We start from the raw sequence: 17,495 nt of genomic DNA, 5'->3' as shown, positions 1-17,495 counted from the left end.
CGTCCGGAGGTGCCCCGATCGTTACCCAGGTCACACCGCCCCGCCGCCCCCTTCTGTCACTATGAGCGGGTGACCGACCTGACCCACGACGGCATCCGGACCGCCGGCCCCACCGGATCGTTCGCCGGGCTGCTGGAGATCGAGCCGCTGGACAAGAACACGTTCCGGGGCCGCTGCCACGCCGGCGCCCCGATGCGGGCCTTCGGCGGCCAGGTCGCCGCGCAGGCCCTCACCGCCGCCGGGCGCACCTGCGGCGGGGACCGCGCCGTCCACTCCCTGCACGGCTACTTCCTGCTGCCCGGCGACCCGACCCAGCCGATCGACTACGAGGTCGAGCGCGTGCGCGAGGGCCTCTCGTACACCACCCGGCGCGTCACCGCAGTGCAGAACGGCGCGGCGATCTTCACCCTCTCCGCCTCATTCAAGCGCCCCGAGACGGCCGACGACCGCCACCGCGAGATGCCGGAGCTGCCCGGGCCCGAGAGCCTGCCCGACGCCTTCGCCCCCCTGGACGAGGGGCTGCGCGCCGCGATCACCGGCAGTGGGTTCCGTGACCTCGAGCTGCGCTTCGTCCCGTCGGACGCCCCGGGCGTGCCGCCCGCCGTGCCGGGGATGCCGCAGCAGTTCGTCTGGCTGCGCATCGCCTCCCCGCTGCCCGCGGGCGACCCTCTGTTGCACGTCTGCGCCCTCACCTACCTCTCCGACCTCACCCTCGCCTCCACCGCCGGGCTGCACCGCCAACCGAACTTCTTCCAGCGCACCGAGCCGCCCCGGCTGCTGATGGCCTCCCTGGACCACGCGATGTGGTTCCACCGCCCGTTCCGGGCGGACGAGTGGCTGTTGTTCGCCCAGCGCAGCCCCTCCGCCTCCGACGGCCGGGGCCTGTCCCTGGGCGAGTTCTACGACCGCGAGGGCCGGCTGGTCGCCTCCGCCGTCCAGGAGGCACTGATCCGCGAGCGGCGGTAGCGGCTGGCGGCAGCGGGCGAGGCAGCGGGCGGCAGCCAGCCGGCGGTACCGGCCGCCGGACACCGGTGACGGCCGTACGAACGGAAGGAGGCCGGTCGGCGTCATACTCCTGAGCGGCCCCGGCCCGTATCATGGTGCGGGTGACCAAGGTTGACCTGTCACCACGGCCGGTGGAGGCGATGTCTCCGCGCCAGCTCGAACGCCGCGACAGTCTCATCGCGGCCGCGCTCGCCCTGGTGAACGAGATCGGCGTCGAGCGGCTGCAGATGAAGCAGGTCTGCGAGCGCTCCGGAGTCGCCCTGGGGACGGCGTACCGCTACTTCTCCTCCAAGGACCACCTCCTGGCCGCGGCGATCGCCGAATGGCACCGGCTGCTGCTGGCGGACCTGGTGGCCGAGCTGCGCGGCCCGCGCGCCGGGCTCGGCGCCACCGACCGGGCGGTGCGGTTCGTCCGCGGAGGGATGCGCGCCTACCAGCGCCAACCCGAGCTCGCCCGGCTCCGGGTGGCCGTCGCCGCCTCCACCGACCCCTTCGCCAGCGAGGCCCTCCAGGGCATGGCCAGAGCCGACAGCGCCGCCCTCCAGGCGGTGACGGCCGAGGTGCCCGCGGCCGCCAGCGACCTGGTGCGGCACATCGTCGCGCACGCCTGGCAGGGGGAGCTGACGGCCTGGGTGACCGGCCGCACCACCCTGGGCGACGCCCGGCGCAGACTCGAGGACGTGGTGCGGCTGGTGCTGAACCCGTACGAGACGCCGTACCCGGCGCCGTACGACATCCAGCCGGCCCGCCCGTAGCACGGAAGGCGGGGGCGGCGGGGGCGACGGGACGTAAGTCCTCACCCGCCGCCTCTCCGGCGCGCCCTCCCGCCGCTCCCGGGAGGAACTGGACATAGTGCGACATGCCCTCTGAAAGCCCGCATGTCGAGAGGTCCGTCCGATGAGCAGCCAGCCCCCGCAGACCGAGCAGCGCGCGAAGGAGCCCGACGAACCCGCCGAGACCCTCCCGACCGACCGGTGGGTGTTCGGCGTCAGCGCCGTGCTGGTGCTCGGGGTCGTCGCCTGGGGCGTCTTCGCCCAGGACTCGCTCGGCAGCGCCTCCGGCACCGCGCTGGGCTGGGTGCTGCACAACTTCGGCTGGCTGTTCGTCGTCGCCGCCGACGTGTTCCTCGTCGTCACCGTGCTGCTCGCCTTCAGCCGCTTCGGCCGCATCCGCCTCGGGCGCGACGACGACGAGCCGGAGTTCTCCACCCTCGCCTGGGTCGCCATGATGTTCAGCGCCGGCATGGGCATCGGCCTGATGTTCTACGGCGTGGGCGAACCGCTCCAGCTCTTCGCGGCCCCGCAGCCCGGCTCCGGCCTCGAGCCGCAGAGCGCGGCGGCCGCCCAGCAGGCGCTGGAGTTCTCCCTCTTCCACTGGACGCTGCACCCGTGGGCGATCTACGCCGTCGGGGGCCTGGCGCTGGCCTACACCACCTTCCGCAAGGGCCGCGGCAACCGGATCTCCGCCGCGTTCGTGCCCCTGCTCGGGCAGCGCGGCGCGGACGGCTGGCCGGGGCGGGCCATCGACCTGCTGGCCGTCTTCGCCACCGTCTTCGGCTCCGCGACCAGCCTCGGCCTCGGCGCGCTGCAGGTCGCCGACGGGCTCGGCTACATCTCCTCCGTCCGCAGCACCCAGAACGTCCAGATGGTCATCATCGGGTCACTCACGGCCGCGTTCGTGCTCTCCGCCTTCTCCGGCGTCCACAAGGGCGTCAAGTGGCTCTCCACGGCGAACGTCGTCCTCGCCTCGCTGATCATGCTGTTCGTCTTCGTCTTCGGGCCCAGTGTCTTCGTGCTGGACTCCGTCCCCGCCACCGTCGGCGGCTACCTCTCCGACCTGCTCGCCATGTCCACCCAGACCGGGGCGCTGACCGACGAGAACTGGCTCGGCTCCTGGACGATCTTCTACTGGGCCTGGTGGCTCTCCTGGGCCCCCTTCGTCGGCACCTTCATCGCCCGCATCTCCCGAGGCCGCACCATCCGCCAGTTCCTGCTCGGCGTGCTGCTGGTGCCCAGCGGAGCCACCGTCATCTGGTTCTGCGTCATGGGCGGCACCGCCATCCGGCTCGTCACCACCGGCACCGCCGACCTCGTCGCCACCATCCCCCGGGGCGCGGAGGCGTCGCTGTTCGAGATGCTGGACGCGCTGCCGCTCGGCTCGTTCACCAGCGTCGTCGCGGTGCTGCTCGTCATGACCTTCTTCATCACCAGCGCCGACTCCGCCTCCCTGGTGCTCGGCTCCCTCTCCAGCCGGGGCTCCCTGCACCCGCGCACCTGGCTGGTGGTCGTCTGGGGCGTGCTGATGGGCGGGGTCGCCGCCGCCCTCCTGCTCGCCGGAGGGCTCACCGCACTGCAGAACGCCACGATCCTGGTCGCACTGCCCTTCGTCGTGGTGATGCTGCTGCTGTGCGTGTCCCTGGTCAAGGAACTGCGGGAGGACCCGGCCGCCGGCCCCTCCCGGTTCCACCCCGCGCACGGCCTGCGCGACGCCGTACGGGTGGCCGTCGGCGAGGCCCTCGCCGAGCGCCGGAGCCGCCCCTGACCTGCGTGTACGCCCCGCCCGGCACCGGGTTGGGGCGTACGCGGCCAACCGACGCCCAACCCCCGTCCGGACTTCACCCGCGCGTACCGACCGTTCACACCGCCCTGGAACCCTCCCTGACATGACCGCCAACCCTCCGGCGCCCTACGAGGAACAGCGCTTCCCGCTCCCCCAGCGCCACCGCCGCCTGCTCGCCTGCTCCGCCGTGCTCGCCTCGATCCTTCTGGGCACGCTCGGCGTCGGCGCCACCGTGGAGACCGTCCAGCACGGGATCACCACGACCGCCACCGGCAGCACGGGCAAGTAGGACCCCAGTACCGTCTTCAAGCACCGCTGGCCCCGACGGGGCGGCGGTGCTTTCGCCTTTCCCCGGGTGCTTCAGGCGTGGGGGCGGGAGTGGCGGCCGTTGCCGGGGGCGGGGCGGAGGTCGGGGGCCGGGGCGTAGCGGGCGGCCGGGGGGCGCAGGCGCCAGGTGGTGCGGGGGGTGGGGGTGATCAGGCCCAGGCGGTGGAGGAGGTCCAGGGCGTCGCGGCGCAGGGCGGTGCGGTCGGCGAGGTAGCGGGCCGGGAGGGCGTGGTCGTCGGCGATGTCCCCGAGGACGCCGTCTATCAGCGCGTCGGCGACGGGCACGTCCCCCTCCACCGCCTCCCCGGGCAGCGGCCGGACCTCCTCGACCAGGCGCTCCACCAGCAGCAGCGCCGCCCGGGCCAGGGTGCCGGTGCCGGGCAGGGCGAGGTCGGTGAGCTCCTCGGCGGGGTCGAGCAGTGCGACGCCCTCGGCCCGCAGTTCGGTCTCCAGGCCCAGGAACTCGGCCAGCGCCGCCGGTCCGCTCAGCCGGTGCTCGTGCAGCCAGGTGCGGCGGTCCTCGGGCAGGTCGGCGGCGAGCACGGCGGGGGTCTCGGCGAGCAACCGCCGTACGGCGGTGGCTGGTTCGGCCTCGCAGGCGCGGCGGATGAGGTCGGCGGGGCCGTCCGCGAGGGCGGGCGGACCGGCGGGCACGGCGCGGGCGAGTTCGCGGTCGACGGTGAGGACGAAGGCGCCGTCCGCCGGGTCCTCGGGCAGGTCGCCGAGGACCTGCCAGCTGGAGAGCGCGGCCAACGCCGCCGTGGTGTCGGCGGGCGCGGCCGCGAGTTCGGGGGCGGCGGCGCGCATCGCGTCGAGCAGGCGCCGGTAGGGCAGTTGCTCGGGCGCGTCCACCAACAGGGCCAGGGCGAGGGCGAGTTGGCCGTACGCGGCCGGGGTGAACGGCGTGCCGGTGGCGGGGTTCTCGAGGCGGCGGGCGCCGCCGGGCCCCAGGCCCGCCTTGCACAGGCGGGCGTGCCAGGGGCCGACGACCAGCCGGTAGCCGAGCAGGGTGTCGAACCGCTCGGTGAGCCAGTCGCGGTGACGGCGGATCAGCGGGAAACCGTCCGCGTGCGGGCCGGAGGCGGTGACGAGCGGGTGGGCGAGCAGCAGCCGCGCGGCGATCCGCCGTTCGGCCCCCGGAAGCTCGGCGGCGTTCTGGGCGACCCCCTCGGGGACGGAACGGTCCTGCGCGAGGCGCACGCCCGGCTGCGCCCGTTCGGGCCGGCGGTGCCGACCGGGGCGGCCCGGCTTGGCGCCCGAGCGGACGACGGGCAGCGCCGCCTCGTCGAGCCGGGCCCGCCTCAGGGCGCCCTCGCCCCGGGAGTCCTGGGCCTCACGGGTGCGGCGGCTGGCGCTGGCGTGGGCCGTCGGGCCGTGCCACCAGCTGACGTCGGGATCGGCGGGCGCTCCGGCGGCCGGGTCCGCCGGGGCCCCGAAGTGCCGGGCCGGGTACAGCCCGAAGGAGGCGGCGCACAGGTCGTCGGCGGTGCCGGGCGTGGCGGCGGCGAACCAGTGGGCCAGGCGCAGCAGGCCCGGGTCCGGCGAGAGCTCGGGGTCCAGGGCCTGCCCGGCGTCAGCGCGGGTCGGGGGCACGGCATCGGGTGCACCGTCAGCGGCGCCGCCCGGGCGGGCCGCTTCGCGTACGGCGACGGCGGCGTCGGTGGCCCCCACCCCGCCCTTGCGCCCGTCCGTCCGGCCGGCGGCCACCCGGGTGGCGCCGATCGCGTACTCCTGCTGCTCCATGTCGGGGACCAGACTAGACGCTGCCCGCGTCACCCGGTGGCACCAACGGAGGCCGTGGCGAAATGCGCACCCGGCCCTCACCGCCCGCCCCGGGCCACGCCGGGGTTACGCACCGGTAACCCCGGCTTTCGGCGGCCGGATCCGCTCCCCTAGGCTTTCGTTCCTCCCCCACCGTCCGGACTCGAAGGCGACCCGCATGACTCCTCGCACGACCACCCGTGCCGTCCTCGGCGCGCGGCTCCGTTCGGCCTCAAGCCTGCTGGGCGGGTACGCCGCCGCCTCCGCGACGCACCTGGGCGCGATCCTGTCCGGGTCCTCCGTGCTGCGCAACGCGACCAAGCCCGCCCTGATGCCGCTGCTGGCCGCGCACAGCGTGACGGCCGCCGCCCAGGAGGGGCGCAAGGCGCCGGAACTGCTGGCTCCGGCGCTGCTGCTGAGCGCGGGCGGGGACGTGCTGCTCCAGCTCAAGGACGACACCGCGTTCCTGGCCGGAATGGGCTCCTTCGCGGCGGCGCACGTCTGCTACGTGGCGATGTTCGTGCGGCGCGGCGCGCTGACGGACCGCCGCCGGGCGTTCGTGGTGGCGGCCGCGTACGCGACGGCCTGGGCGGCCGTGGTCGGGCGGCTGTGGCCGGATCTGGGGGACCTGCGCGTGCCGGTGGCCGGTTACAGCCTGCTGCTGGCCTCGACGGCGGTCGCCTCGGCCGGCCTGGGCCGGCGTACGGGCCTGGGCGGGGCGCTGTTCCTGCTCTCCGACACGCTGATCGCCACTCAGCTGGCGAAGTGGCGGGAGCTGCCGGGGCATCAGTTCTGGATCATGGCGACGTACGTGCTGGCGCAGTACCTGCTGGCCACCGGCATCCTGCGCCACGACGAGGAGGCGTCCGCGTAGGAGCGCCCGCACAGCGTCCGCCGCGCCGCCGGAGCCCGTGAGGGGACCGGCAGCGCGGCGGATGCGGCGCGGCGGGGGCGTCGGGCATCAGGCACCGCGCCGCCGGAGCAGCCAGAAGCCGCCGACGCCGCCCGCCACCAGGGCGAGCCCTCCGGCCAGCTCCGCCGGGTCCGCTGCGACGGAGCCGCCGAGGCCCGTCTGGACGGCGCCGTGCGGGGCGACCTGCTGGCTCCCGGCGCCGGACTGGCCGAGCGAGCCGGCCCACTCCCCGGCCGCCTTGCCCCAGTCGCCCAGGCCCTTGTCGCCCAGCCCCTTGTCGGGCGAGGAGAGGCTGCTGACCGTGACGGTGACGCTGGTCGAGAAGGCGCCGCCGTCCGGGCAGGTCCCGTCCACCTTGCTGTCCCCGGCGTGCTCGCCGGCCAGCCGGGCGGAGCCGGTGTGCTTGCCGTCCGCGCCGAGGGTGAGGGTGGCGGGGCCGCCCTCGAAGGCGGCGGAGCGGGCGGTGATGGTCTTGGCGTCGGGCTTGTCCGACTTCTCGCAGGAGACCGTGACCGTCACGGTCTGGCCCGGTGCGGCCTGGGACGGGCTGACCGAGGCCGAGCCGTCCCTGGCCGATGCGAGGGGGGCCGTCAGACCGGTCAGCACCGCGGCGCCGATCAGAGCGGCGGCGGCCGTACGCGTGGGGCGCATGCCGGAACCTCCGGGATTCTCGGGCACGGCCGGGGACTCCCATGTCTCCGTAGTCGAACAACCGTGCCCGGTCACTCCCTGAAGGTAGGCAGCCACCGGGGGTGCGGCCACCGCTCAGGACCGTTCGGGTTACCGCCCGTCACCCCGCGTGACATCGGGGCCCGCGGCTCACAGGTCCAGGTCGACGACGACCGGAGCGTGGTCCGAGGTGCCCTTGCCCTTGCGCGCCTCCCGGTCGACGTAGCTGTCGGTGACGGCGTCGGCGAAGGGCTTGTTGGCGTAGGTGAGGTCGATCCTTATCCCGCGGTTCTTGGGGAAGGCCAGCTGGCGGTAGTCCCAGTACGTGTACGGGTGGTCGTACTTGAGCGGGCGGGGCATCACGTCGTGCAGACCGATCCCGTCCAGGGCGGCCAGGGCGGCGCGCTCGACCGGGGTAACGTGGGTGAGGCCCTCGAAGGCGGCCACGTCGTAGACGTCCTCGTCGGTGGGGGCGATGTTGAAGTCCCCGAGGACGGCGAAGGGCCGCTCCCCCGCCGCGTCCTCGACGCTCGCCGCGCGCAGGGCCTCCAGCCACTCCAGCTTGTAGTGGTAGTGCGCGTGGTCGACCTCGCGGCCGTTGGGCACGTAGACCGACCAGACCCGCACCGGGCCGCAGGTGGCGGCGATGGCGCGGGGCTCGACGTCGGGCAGCAGGGCGCCGTCCGCGAGGTACCCGGGCTGGCCGGGCAGGCCGCGCACGACGTCCTCGAGGCCCAGCCGGGAGACGATGGCCACGCCGTTCCACCGGCCGGTGCCGTGCGCGGCCGTCTCGTACCCGAGGGCGCGCACCTCCTCGTACGGGAAGGCGTCGGCCGCGCACTTGAGCTCCTGGAGGCAGAGCACGTCGGGCTTGGCGCTCTCCAGCCACTCCAGGAGCTTGGGCAGCCGTGCGGTGACGGAGTTGATGTTCCAGGTGGCAATGCGGACGGTCACTGCGGGCGGCCTTCCCGGTGGTTCGACGCGGACGGGGTGGGCCTCCCCTGCGGGAGGACCACCCCGAACATACCGCCCAGGACCGACAGGTCCGGCGGCCCCGGCGATCCGGTCCGGGAATCCAGCGGCGCTCGGCCGGCGCTCGGGGGCGCGGGCGGCCGTCAGCGCGCGGGCGTGACCACCGCCGCGGAGCCGCCCCCGCGCCGCACCGGCTCGGCGGCGGCGACCCAGCGGCCGTCCGGCAGCCGCTCGACGCCGGTGGCGGCGCCGATCTCGGGCGTGGAGGCGAACGTGTGCCCCAACGCCTCCAGCCGGGCCCGCTCGGGCAACGCCAGGAAGCCCGGCTCGGCCTGGGTGGCCGCACTGTTGCGCTGGCTGGCGCGCGGCGCGGCGATGGCCTGCTCCAGGCTCAGCCCCCGGTCGAGGCGGCCCAGCAGCACCTGCAGGGTGGTGGTGATGATGGTCGCGCCGCCCGGGCTGCCGGTGGCGAGCAGCGGCTCGCCGTCGCGCAGCACGACGGTCGGCGACATCGAGGAGCGCGGCCGCTTGCCGGGGCCGGGCAGGTTGGGGTCGGGGACGCCGGGGGCGAGCGGGGCGAAGTCGAAGTCGGTGAGCTCGTTGTTGAGCAGGAAGCCGCGGCCGGGGACGGTGATGCCGCTGCCGCCGGTCTGCTCGATGGTGAGGGTGTACGAGACGACGTTGCCCCAGCGGTCGGCGACCGTCAGGTGGGTGGTGTTGGGGCCCTCGTACGGCTCGGGGACGGCCTGGCCGGTGTCGGCGCAGTCGGCGGGGTGGCGTGGGTCCCCGGGGGCGAGCGGGCTGGTGAGGGCGCGGTCGGGGCTGATCAGGCAGGCCCGGGAGGCGGCGTAGCGCTCGGAGAGCAGTTCCCTGGTCGGGACGTCGTTGAAGGCCGGGTCGCCGACCCAGCGGTTGCGGTCGGCGAAGGAGATCCGGGACGCCTCGAGGAAGTGGTGGTAGTACTGCGTGGCGCTGTAGTCCGACAGTTCGCCGTCCTCCAGGATGTGCAGCGCCTCGCCGACGGTGGTGCCGCCGGAGCTGGAGGGGGCCATCGAGTAGACGTCGTAGTCGCGGTAGGCGACGTGGGTCGGGGCCTGGCGGCGCACCTGGTAGGCGGCGAGGTCGGCGGCGTCCACCTTGCCGGGGCGGGCCTTGCGGCCCGAGGCCGGGTCGACCGGCGGGTGCTGCACGGTGGCGGCGATGTCCTCGGCCAACTGGCCCCGGTAGAAGGCGTTCACGCCGTCCTTGCCGAGCAGCCGGTAGGTGGCGGCGAGGTCGGGGTTGCGCAGGAGGCTGCCGGTCTCGGGGGGCTTGCCGCCGGGGAGGAAGAGCTTGGCGGTGGCGGGGAAGTCCTTGAACCGGGCGAGGTTGTCGGCGGTCTGGCCGCGGAAGGTGTCGTCGACGACGAAGCCGTTGTCGGCGATCCGCTCGGCGGGGCGCAGGTTGTCGGCGAGCGAGCGCCTGCCCCACTGGCGCAGCGCCGCGTCCCAGGTGGCGGGGGTGCCGGGGACTCCGACGGACAGGCCGCTGGTGACGGCGTCGGCGAAGGGCAGCGGCTTGCCGTCCTCCAGGAACAGCCCGGAGTCGGCGGTGCGGCCGGCGACCTCGCGGCCGTCGATGGTGTGCACCCGGCCGGTGGCGTGGTCGTAGTAGACGAAGTACCCGCCGCCGCCGATGCCGGAGGAGTACGGCTCGGTGACCCCGAGGGCGGCGGCCGCGGCCACCGCCGCGTCCACGGCGTTGCCGCCCTGGCGCAGCACCTCGATGCCGGCGGCCGTGGCGTCCGCGTCGACGGTGGACACCGCGCCGCCCCAGCCCACCGCCTCGGGGGCCTTGGGCGGTGGCGAGGCCGCGCCGGCGGGGCCGGTGGTGGCCCAGACCAGGGCCGTGGCGGCTAACAACGACGGTACGAGACGGGCCAGAGCCCTCATGCGAGTCCTCCTGAGTCGACGTCACCTCCGTTGTTACCCCGGGTCCGTCGATGCGACAAGCGCCTCGTGTGACGAACAGATGACAGTGGACCGGAAACAGATGTCAGCGAACAGATGTCGGCGAACAGAGAACGTTCTCTGTTCGCCGACATCTGACATCTGTCCGCTGACATCTGTCCGCCGTCGTCCGAAATCCGTCCGCCGCCGCCCGGCCCGCGCCCTACAGCGCGCTGCGCTCCACCCGCCGCCGCTTGATGGTGCGGAAGCGCCGCGCGACCTGCCGGGCGAGGTCGGCCGCGCCGACCAGACCCGCCTCGTTGCCGAGGGCCGCGTGGACGATCGTCGCCTCCGGCCGGAAGCCGCGCCCGGTGAGGGTGCGGCGGAAGGTGTCGCGCGCCGGGCCGAGCAGCAGGTCGCCGGCGTCGGAGACACCGCCGCCGATGACGAAGCGGCCCGGGTCGAGGGCGGCGGCCAGGTTGGCGATGCCGACGCCCAGCCAGGTGCCGACCTCGTAGAGCAGCTCGGTCGCCGTCGGGTCGCCGTCCTGCGCGGCCTCGGTGACCAGCGGGCCGGTGATGCCCTCGACCGTCCCGCCCGCCCGGGCGAGCAGCGGCTGCACCACCGGGGACTCCTCGGCGACCAGCTCCCGGGCGTCGCGCACCAGCGCGTTGCCCGAGGAGTACTGCTCCCAGCAGCCGCGGTTGCCGCAGGGGCAGCGGTGGCCGCCGGGCAGCACCTGCATGTGCCCGAACTCCCCCGCCAGGCCGTACTTACCCCGGTCGACGTACCCGTCGCGCACGACGGCGCCGCCGATGCCGGTGCCGAGGGTGAGCATCACCATGTGGTCCTCGCCCCGGCCGGCGCCGAAGCGCCATTCGGCCCAGGCGGCAGCGTTGGCGTCGTTCTCGACGATCACCGGGAAGCGCAGCCGCTCGCTGAGGGCCTGCTGGAGCGGCTCGTTGCGCCAGTTGAGGTGCGGGGCGAAGAGTACCCGGGAGCGGTCGGCGTCGACCCAGCCGGCCGCGCCGATGCCCACGGCGTGGACGTCGTGGCGGTCGGCGAGCTGGAGCACCAGCTCGACGATGACGTCCTCGACGACCCTGGCGCTCTTGCTCTTGTGGGGGGTGTCGGTGCGCAGCTTCTCCAGCACCTTGCCCTCCCCGTCCACGACCCCGGCGACGACCTTGGTGCCGCCGATGTCGACGCCGATGGTGGGCAGGCGCAGTATCCCGGCGGGCAGGGCGCGGCGGCGGCGCTCGGCGCGCGGGCCGAGGCCCAGCAGGGTGGGCAGGACGGGCGGCCGGGTGCCGCCGTGGGCGCTGGTCACGGCTGCGGACGCTCCTCACGGGGGTCGGTGGCAGAGGGTCGGGCCAGCTCGTGGGAGAGCTCGGCGAGGTCGGAGCCGCCGGCCATCTCGGTGGTGAGCTGTTCGAGGCCGATCTCGGCGCGGGGGTGGCTGCCGGCCATCCTTCCCCGCTTGAGCAGGGTGAAGTGGTCGCCGACCAGGTAGGCGTGGTGCGGGTTGTGGGTGATCAGGACGACCCCGAGCCCGGCGTCGCGGGCGGCGGTGACGTACTTGAGGACCACTCCGGACTGCTTGACGCCCAGCGCCGCCGTCGGCTCGTCGAGGACGAGCACCTTGGCGCCGAAGTGGACGGCCCGGGCGATGGCCACGCACTGGCGCTGCCCGCCGGAGAGGGTGCCGATCGGGCGGTCGACGTCGTGCAGGTCGATGCCCATGGCGGCGAGCGCCTCGCGGGTGGTGGCGCGCATGCCGTCGGCGTCCAGGCGCAGCCCGCCCCAGCGGCGCAGGCCGCGTTCGGAGCCGAGGAAGAAGTTGCGCCACACCGGCATCAGGGGGACGACGGCGAGGTCCTGGTAGACGGTGGCGATGCCGAGGTCCAGGGCCTGGCGCGGGGAGTCGAGGCGGACCTCCTGCCCGGCGACGGTGTAGACGCCCTCGTCGTGCCGGTGCAGCCCCGCGATGATCTTGATCAGGGTGGACTTGCCGGCGCCGTTGTCGCCGAGCACGCAGCTGATCTCGCCGGCGTTCAGGGTCAGCGAGACGTCCTGGAGGGCGCGCACCGTCCCGTAGGACTTGCCGACGCCCTGGAGGGAGAGCAGTTCGGTGCTCATCGCGGCCCCCGTTCGGCCTGGCGCTTGACGAAGGCGTTGAGCAGCGCGGCCAGCAGCAGCATCGCGCCGAGGAAGAACTTGAACCAGTCCGGGTTCCACTGGGCGTAGATGATGCCCTTGCTGGCCATGCCGAAGATCAGCGCGCCGAGCGCGGAGCCCGCCACCGAGCCGTAGCCGCCGGTGATCAGGCAGCCGCCGATGACGGCCGCGACGATGTAGATCAGCTCGTTGCCGACGCCCTCGCCGGACTGCACGGTGTCGAAGGAGAACAGCAGGTGCTGCCCGAGCACCCAGGCGCCGAAGCCGACGCCGAGGTAGAGGACGGTCTTCGTCCGGGCGACGGGCACGCCGACGGCGCGGGCGGCCTCGGCGTCGCCGCCGACGGCGAAGACCCAGTTGCCGAAGCGGGTGCGCAGCAGCACCCAGCTGCCGACGGCGAGCAGGCCCAGCCACCACCAGACGGTGGCCTTGATCGCGAGCCCGCCGATGTTGACCTCGGAGGCGAAGAGCCGGCGGCAGGTCTCGAAGCCCTGCATGTCGGCGATGGACTTGGTGGAGACGGTGCCCGAGATCGCCTTGGTGACGCCGAGGTTGGCGCCGGTGAGCATCAGGAAGGTGCCCAGCGTGACGATGAAGCTGGGCAGCCTGGTGCGGCCGAGCATCCAGCCGTTGAACCAGCCGAACGCCAGGGTGACGGCCAGTGAGACCAGGACGCCGACCCAGGTGACCGCGGTGAACTGGTAGGAGACCATCGAGGAGGTCAGCGCGGCGGTGGTGACCAGCACGCCGGCCGACAGGTCGAACTCGCCGCCGATCATCAGCAGGGCGACGGGCACGGCCATGATGCCGATGGTGGAGGCCGCGTAGAGCACGGTGCCCAGTGAGGAGAGCCGCAGGAAGGGCTCGGCCACGGCGGCGAAGACCGTGAACACCGCGACGGCGGCGATCAGCGAGCCCAGCTCGGGGCGGGCGAGGAGGCGGCGCAGGGCGGCCGGGCGGTCCTGGACGAGCAGGTCGGGGGCGGCGGTGCTCACCTGGTCCCCCTCGCGACGTACTCGGCGAGCTTGTCGGCGTCGTCCTTGGTGAGGATCTGCGGGCCGGTCTCGACGGGCTTGCCGCCGCCGAGCATGTCCAGGTTGGAGCGGTAGAGCCAGAGCAGGTCGACGCCCTCGTAGCCCTGGAGGTAGGGCTGCTGGTCGACGGCGAAGCCGACGGCGCCGGACTTGAGTCCGGAGACGACCTGCGGCCCCAGGTCGAAGGTGTCCAGCTCGACACTGCGGTGGGCGTCCTGGATGGCCTGCAGACCGGTGGCGGCCATGGGGCCGGAGAGGGTGAGGACGGTGTCGAGGGACGGGTCGGCCTGGAGCTTGGCGGAGATCGCGGCCCGCGCGTCGGGCATGTTGACGCCGTTGACGTAGAGCGTCTGGAAGCCGGTGCCGGCCTTGGCCTGGGCCCCGCCGCAGCGCTGCTCCTGGCCGACGTTGCCCTGCTCGTGGATGACGCACAGCACGTTCTTGCGCCCGCGCGCGGCCAGCTGGGTGCCGGCGGCCTGGCCGGCGGTGGACTCGTCCTGGCCGATGTGGGTCAGCGCGCCGAACTTCTGGGAGAACTCCTGGCCGGAGTTCACGGTGATCACGGGGATGCCCGCGGCCCTGGCCTTGCCGAGGACCTCGGCCATGGCGTCGCCCTTGGCGAGGGTGACCAGCAGGCCGTCGACCTTCTGGTCGATGGCGGCCTGGACGAGCTGGACCTGGTTCTGGGTCTGCGCGTCGTTGGAGTACAGGAAGGTGATGTTGTCCTTGGCGGCGGCCTGCTCGGCGCCCTTGCGCACGCTGTCCCAGAAGGCGTCGCCGGCTCCGGCGTGGGTCACCATGGCGACCTTCCAGCGCGGGGTGGTCACGGCGCTGCCGCCGGCGGCCGCGGCCTTGGCGCGGGCCTCCTCGGCGCGTCTGCCTCCGGTACTGCTGCAACCGGCCGCGGTGACCGCGAGGGCCAGGACGGCGCACACGGGCCAGAAGCGGCGGGACGGGCGAAAGCGGGTTGTGCTCATCCCCATAGTCTCTCTGCCCGGGCCGCGCGGGCTCGCACCGCCTCGCCCGGTGGCGCGCGACGCGCCCGGGGTAGGGTTCTCCGGGGACCGATTCTGGAAGTTCGCTGGGCATCCGGTCCGGGCGGCGTCCGTCCGGGTGGCAGACTATGGGCCGACCCGAAAGGGGGACAGCACGGTCACGTGATGTTCCTCTCAGGTTCCGCACAGATTCGGACGGCAACCGATCACCGGTTTCTCACCGTCTGATGAATTGGAGTGCGTTCGGGCGAGTGGGGCCCGGGCGGCCAGCTACCCGGATACGAGAACTTGATGCAACTCACAGGTACGCCATTCTTCATCCTCACCGTCATCCTCGTGCCGGTGTCCATCGCGGTGGCGCTGCTGTACTGGGGCAAGGTCCGCGGCCCGAATCCGGTGCGTATCCTCTCCCGCCTGGTCATGATCATGTTCTGCCAGGTGACCGCCGTGCTGATGGTCTTCGTGATGGTGAACAACGCGAACCTGATCTACGGCAACTGGGACGACCTGCTCGGCACCGGCGACCACGTCCGGGCCGTGCCGTCGGTGGCCCCGCTGGACCCGAACGGGCGCCCGGTCGGCGGCGGCGACGCCAAGCAGCCGAAGGTGACCCAGAAGTTCAGCTCGGTCGACGACCGGCTGGTGCCCAAGGACGTCCAGAAGACCGACCTCAAGGGCCAGGTCTCCGGCGTCGACGGCGAGGTGCTGGTCTGGCTGCCGCCGCAGTACGACGACCCGGCGTTCAAGGACAAGAAGTTCCCGGTCGTCGAGCTGATCCCCGGCTTCCCCGGCTCCTCCTCCACCTGGTACGGCAGCCTCAAGGTCTCCGAGCAGCTCAAGCCGCTGATGCAGCAGGGCAAGGTCGCCCCCTTCATCCTCGTCACCCCGCGCACCGTGCTCCTGGGCAGCAGCCAGGACGCCGGCTGCACCGACATCGCCGGCAAGATCAACGCCGACGCCTGGGTCACCCGGGACGTGCCGCAGATGGTGCTGGACAACTTCCGCGCCGACCCGAACCCGGACCGCTGGGGCATCGCCGGCTACTCCGCGGGCGCCCACTGCGCGCTCAAGCTGGCGGTTGCCCACCCCAACCGCTACCGCGCCGCGATCTCGCTGTCCGGCTACAACGACCCGGCCAACGAGCCGGACTCCCTCGTCGGCAAGGACCCCAAGCTGCGCGAGGCCAACAACCCGGTCAACATCCTCAAGACCGCCCAGACCCCGCCGAAGGTCTCGCTGCTGATCACCGGCAAGAAGGGCGACGGCCTGGAGGACGCCCAGGCGGTCGCCGCGGCGGCCAAGGACCCGACGAAGGTGCAGATCCAGGAGACCAACGGCCCGCACACCACCGACATGTGGAAGACGATGGTGCCGGGCGTCTTCGAGTGGCTGACCGGGGTCATCCCGCCGCAGTAGCGACGGCCGTACGGGAACGGCGACCGTACGGGAACAGGGCCCGCCGCGAGCGATCGCGGCGGGCCCTGCTGCGTGGCGCGCCGTGGGTCAGGCCAGTTCGAGGGCCAGGTAGAAGTCCACCCGGTCCTCCAGCCGGGACAGGTCCCGGCCGGTCAGCTCCTCGATCCGCCCGATGCGGTAGCGCAGCGTGTTGACGTGGACGTGCAGCTGCGCGGCGCAGCGCGTCCAGGAGCCGTCCGAGCGCAGGAACGCCTCGAGGGTGCGCACCAGGTCCGCCTGGTGCTCCAGGTCGTAGGCGATCACCGTGTCCAGCAGCCGGGCGCGGAAGGCCCGGCGGACCTCGTCCGGTACGGCGGCCAGCAGCAGGACGTGCGAGGCCAGTTCCTCGGGGCCGGCCACGCAGACCCGGCCGATCCGGGCGGCGGCGATGCGGCGGGCGTGGCGGGCCTCCTCCAGGGCGCCGCGCAGGCCCCCGGCCTCGGCGGCGGGCGCGGAGACGCCCAGGGTGATGCGGCCCTCGGAGCCGAGCCCGGCCTCCAGCGGGGCGAGCAGGGCGCGCAGCGCGTCGGCGGGCACCGGGCCCTCCGCGGCGGGCAGCACCACGACGGCGCCGCTGCCCGTACCGGCGACCAGGGCGCGGTCGGTGGTGCCGCCGAGCGCCTCCTCCAGGACGGCCCGCACCGTGCCCTCGGGCAGGCCCGTGCCCTCGGCGCTGAGGACCAGCCAGGGGCCCTCCCCCTCGGGGGACTTGGGATCGGCGGCCTCGTAGCGGGCGGCCATCGCGGAGGAGGCGTACAGGGCGCGGCCGATCTCGGCCGGGTCGGCGTCGCGGCGCAGCAGGGCGAGCAGCTCGTCGGCGATGCGGCGGCGCAGCCGGCGGCCCTCGTCGCGGCGGTGGCGCTCGGCGGCGACGAGCCGGGCGAGGTTCTCGGCGAGCTGCTGGCGCTTGGGCGTCCACTCGGTGACGTCGCCGGCGACGACGAGCATCCAGTCCGCCAGCGGGCAGTCGACCGGCGGCCGCTCGTGGTCGGCCGGGGCGGGGGCGGGCAGCAGCGAGTAGAAGCCGTCGGCGAGGCGGGCGCGGTGCGGGGGCCGGCCGCGCCGGCGCTGGGCGCCGAGGTGGGCGCGCACCAGCTGGTCGCGGTCGGCCTCGCTCAGCCGTTCGGCGGGGCCGGCGATGACGGCGCCGGTGGGGGTGAGCACCCAGCAGTCGAGGTCGAGGTCGCCGCCGAGGAGGTCGAGGACGGCGTCGAGCCCGCCGCCCCCGGCGGCGGAGACCAGCTGGCGGTGGCGGTCGACCAGGGCGGCGAGGTCGGCGGCGCGGTCGGCGGAGACCTGGCGGCCGATGAACTCGGTGACGGTGCCGAAGGCGATGTCGTCGGGGACGGCGAGCAGCGGCATCCGGTGGCGGCGGCAGGCGTCGACCAGGTCCTCGGGGACGGGGCCGACCTCGGCCTCCCCGGCGGCGAGGGCGACGGCGCCGCCCGCCGCGAGGGTGCGCACGAAGCGCTCGGAGTCGGCGGGGCCGGTGCGCCAGAGCATGCCGGTGAGCACCAGTTCGCCGCCGTGCAGGTAGCGGCCCGGGTCCTGGAGGTCCGTGGTCATCACGCCGCCGACCTGCCGGTCCAGCTCCTCCTCGGCCGCGAGCAGGCGCAGTCGGGGGGCGCCGGGGGCGAGCAGGTCACGGACGCGCATCCGCGGACTCCTTAGGGACGGGCTGGGGGGTGGGGGTGGGGTG

Annotated in this window: 15 protein-coding genes; 6 read left to right on the top strand and 9 right to left on the bottom strand. The window is 74.1% G+C overall.

Annotated elements, in window-relative coordinates; translation table 11 throughout:
* Positions 1–69 precede the first annotated feature (69 nt).
* The 4 genes from IH61_RS0107565 (at position 70) to IH61_RS0107550 (ending at position 3,853) form a co-directional block, all read left to right on the top strand.
* A complete protein-coding gene (locus tag IH61_RS0107565; RefSeq protein WP_234327070.1) occupies positions 70–966 on the top strand; it encodes an acyl-CoA thioesterase in 897 nt (298 codons plus the stop codon).
* A 140-nt stretch (positions 967–1,106) separates the two neighbouring features.
* The gene (locus IH61_RS0107560; RefSeq protein WP_031066828.1) at positions 1,107–1,760 is read left to right on the top strand and encodes a TetR/AcrR family transcriptional regulator; all 654 of its coding nucleotides are present in this window, start codon (positions 1,107–1,109) and stop codon (positions 1,758–1,760) included.
* A 142-nt stretch (positions 1,761–1,902) separates the two neighbouring features.
* Positions 1,903–3,546: a BCCT family transporter gene (locus IH61_RS0107555; protein WP_031066824.1), complete on the top strand. Its 1,644-nt coding sequence runs from the start codon at positions 1,903–1,905 to the stop codon at positions 3,544–3,546.
* 121 nt (positions 3,547–3,667) lie between these two features.
* Positions 3,668–3,853 (top strand): hypothetical protein, encoded by a 186-nt coding sequence (locus IH61_RS0107550; protein WP_031066821.1) that lies wholly within the window; start codon positions 3,668–3,670, stop codon positions 3,851–3,853.
* Positions 3,854–3,924: 71 nt separating this feature from the next.
* Here IH61_RS0107550 and IH61_RS42640 read toward each other — a convergent pair whose 3' ends face one another.
* The gene (locus IH61_RS42640) at positions 3,925–5,634 is read right to left on the bottom strand and encodes a DUF2398 family protein (RefSeq protein WP_051836480.1); all 1,710 of its coding nucleotides are present in this window, start codon (positions 5,632–5,634) and stop codon (positions 3,925–3,927) included.
* Positions 5,635–5,830: 196 nt separating this feature from the next.
* On the opposite strand from IH61_RS42640, the gene IH61_RS0107540 reads away from it, so the two are divergent.
* Complete coding sequence (locus tag IH61_RS0107540; RefSeq protein WP_051836478.1) at positions 5,831–6,526, top strand: lysoplasmalogenase; 696 nt, start codon at positions 5,831–5,833, stop codon at positions 6,524–6,526.
* Positions 6,527–6,613: 87 nt separating this feature from the next.
* On the opposite strand, the gene IH61_RS0107535 is transcribed toward IH61_RS0107540, so the two are convergent.
* The 7 genes from IH61_RS0107535 to IH61_RS0107505 all read right to left on the bottom strand — a co-directional run bounded on the left by IH61_RS0107535 (position 6,614) and on the right by IH61_RS0107505 (position 14,323).
* Entirely contained in the window at positions 6,614–7,216 is a 603-nt protein-coding gene (locus IH61_RS0107535) for a hypothetical protein (protein WP_031066813.1), read from the bottom strand.
* A 168-nt stretch (positions 7,217–7,384) separates the two neighbouring features.
* Positions 7,385–8,188, bottom strand: coding sequence for an exodeoxyribonuclease III (locus tag IH61_RS0107530; RefSeq protein WP_031066811.1), 804 nt, complete (start codon positions 8,186–8,188; stop codon positions 7,385–7,387).
* A gap of 161 nt (positions 8,189–8,349) precedes the next feature.
* On the bottom strand, positions 8,350–10,137 hold the full coding sequence (gene ggt, locus IH61_RS0107525; protein WP_031066808.1) for a gamma-glutamyltransferase: 1,788 nt from the start codon (positions 10,135–10,137) through the stop codon (positions 8,350–8,352).
* A gap of 220 nt (positions 10,138–10,357) precedes the next feature.
* Positions 10,358–11,464, bottom strand: coding sequence for an ROK family glucokinase (locus IH61_RS0107520; protein WP_031066805.1), 1,107 nt, complete (start codon positions 11,462–11,464; stop codon positions 10,358–10,360).
* Positions 11,461–12,273, bottom strand: coding sequence for an ATP-binding cassette domain-containing protein (locus IH61_RS0107515; protein ID WP_031066803.1), 813 nt, complete (start codon positions 12,271–12,273; stop codon positions 11,461–11,463). Before IH61_RS0107515 ends, IH61_RS0107520 begins: the two co-directional genes overlap by 4 nt.
* Entirely contained in the window at positions 12,270–13,307 is a 1,038-nt protein-coding gene (locus IH61_RS0107510) for an ABC transporter permease (RefSeq protein ID WP_031066800.1), read from the bottom strand. Before IH61_RS0107510 ends, IH61_RS0107515 begins: the two co-directional genes overlap by 4 nt.
* Entirely contained in the window at positions 13,304–14,323 is a 1,020-nt protein-coding gene (locus IH61_RS0107505; protein ID WP_051836476.1) for a substrate-binding domain-containing protein, read from the bottom strand. The genes IH61_RS0107510 and IH61_RS0107505 overlap by 4 nt, the downstream gene beginning before the upstream one ends.
* A 309-nt stretch (positions 14,324–14,632) precedes the next feature.
* Between IH61_RS0107505 and IH61_RS0107500 the strand changes: the two genes are divergently transcribed.
* The gene (locus tag IH61_RS0107500; RefSeq protein ID WP_031066795.1) at positions 14,633–15,757 is read left to right on the top strand and encodes an alpha/beta hydrolase; all 1,125 of its coding nucleotides are present in this window, start codon (positions 14,633–14,635) and stop codon (positions 15,755–15,757) included.
* Between the two features lie 87 nt (positions 15,758–15,844).
* Here IH61_RS0107500 and IH61_RS0107495 read toward each other — a convergent pair whose 3' ends face one another.
* Complete coding sequence (locus IH61_RS0107495) at positions 15,845–17,452, bottom strand: PucR family transcriptional regulator (RefSeq protein WP_031066792.1); 1,608 nt, start codon at positions 17,450–17,452, stop codon at positions 15,845–15,847.
* Positions 17,453–17,495 lie beyond the last annotated feature (43 nt).

The sequence above is a fragment of the Streptomyces sp. NRRL WC-3742 genome, from assembly GCF_000720635.1.
Taxonomy (GTDB): Bacteria; Actinomycetota; Actinomycetes; order Streptomycetales; family Streptomycetaceae; genus Kitasatospora.
This window is presented reverse-complemented; position numbering and strand designations above follow the sequence as displayed.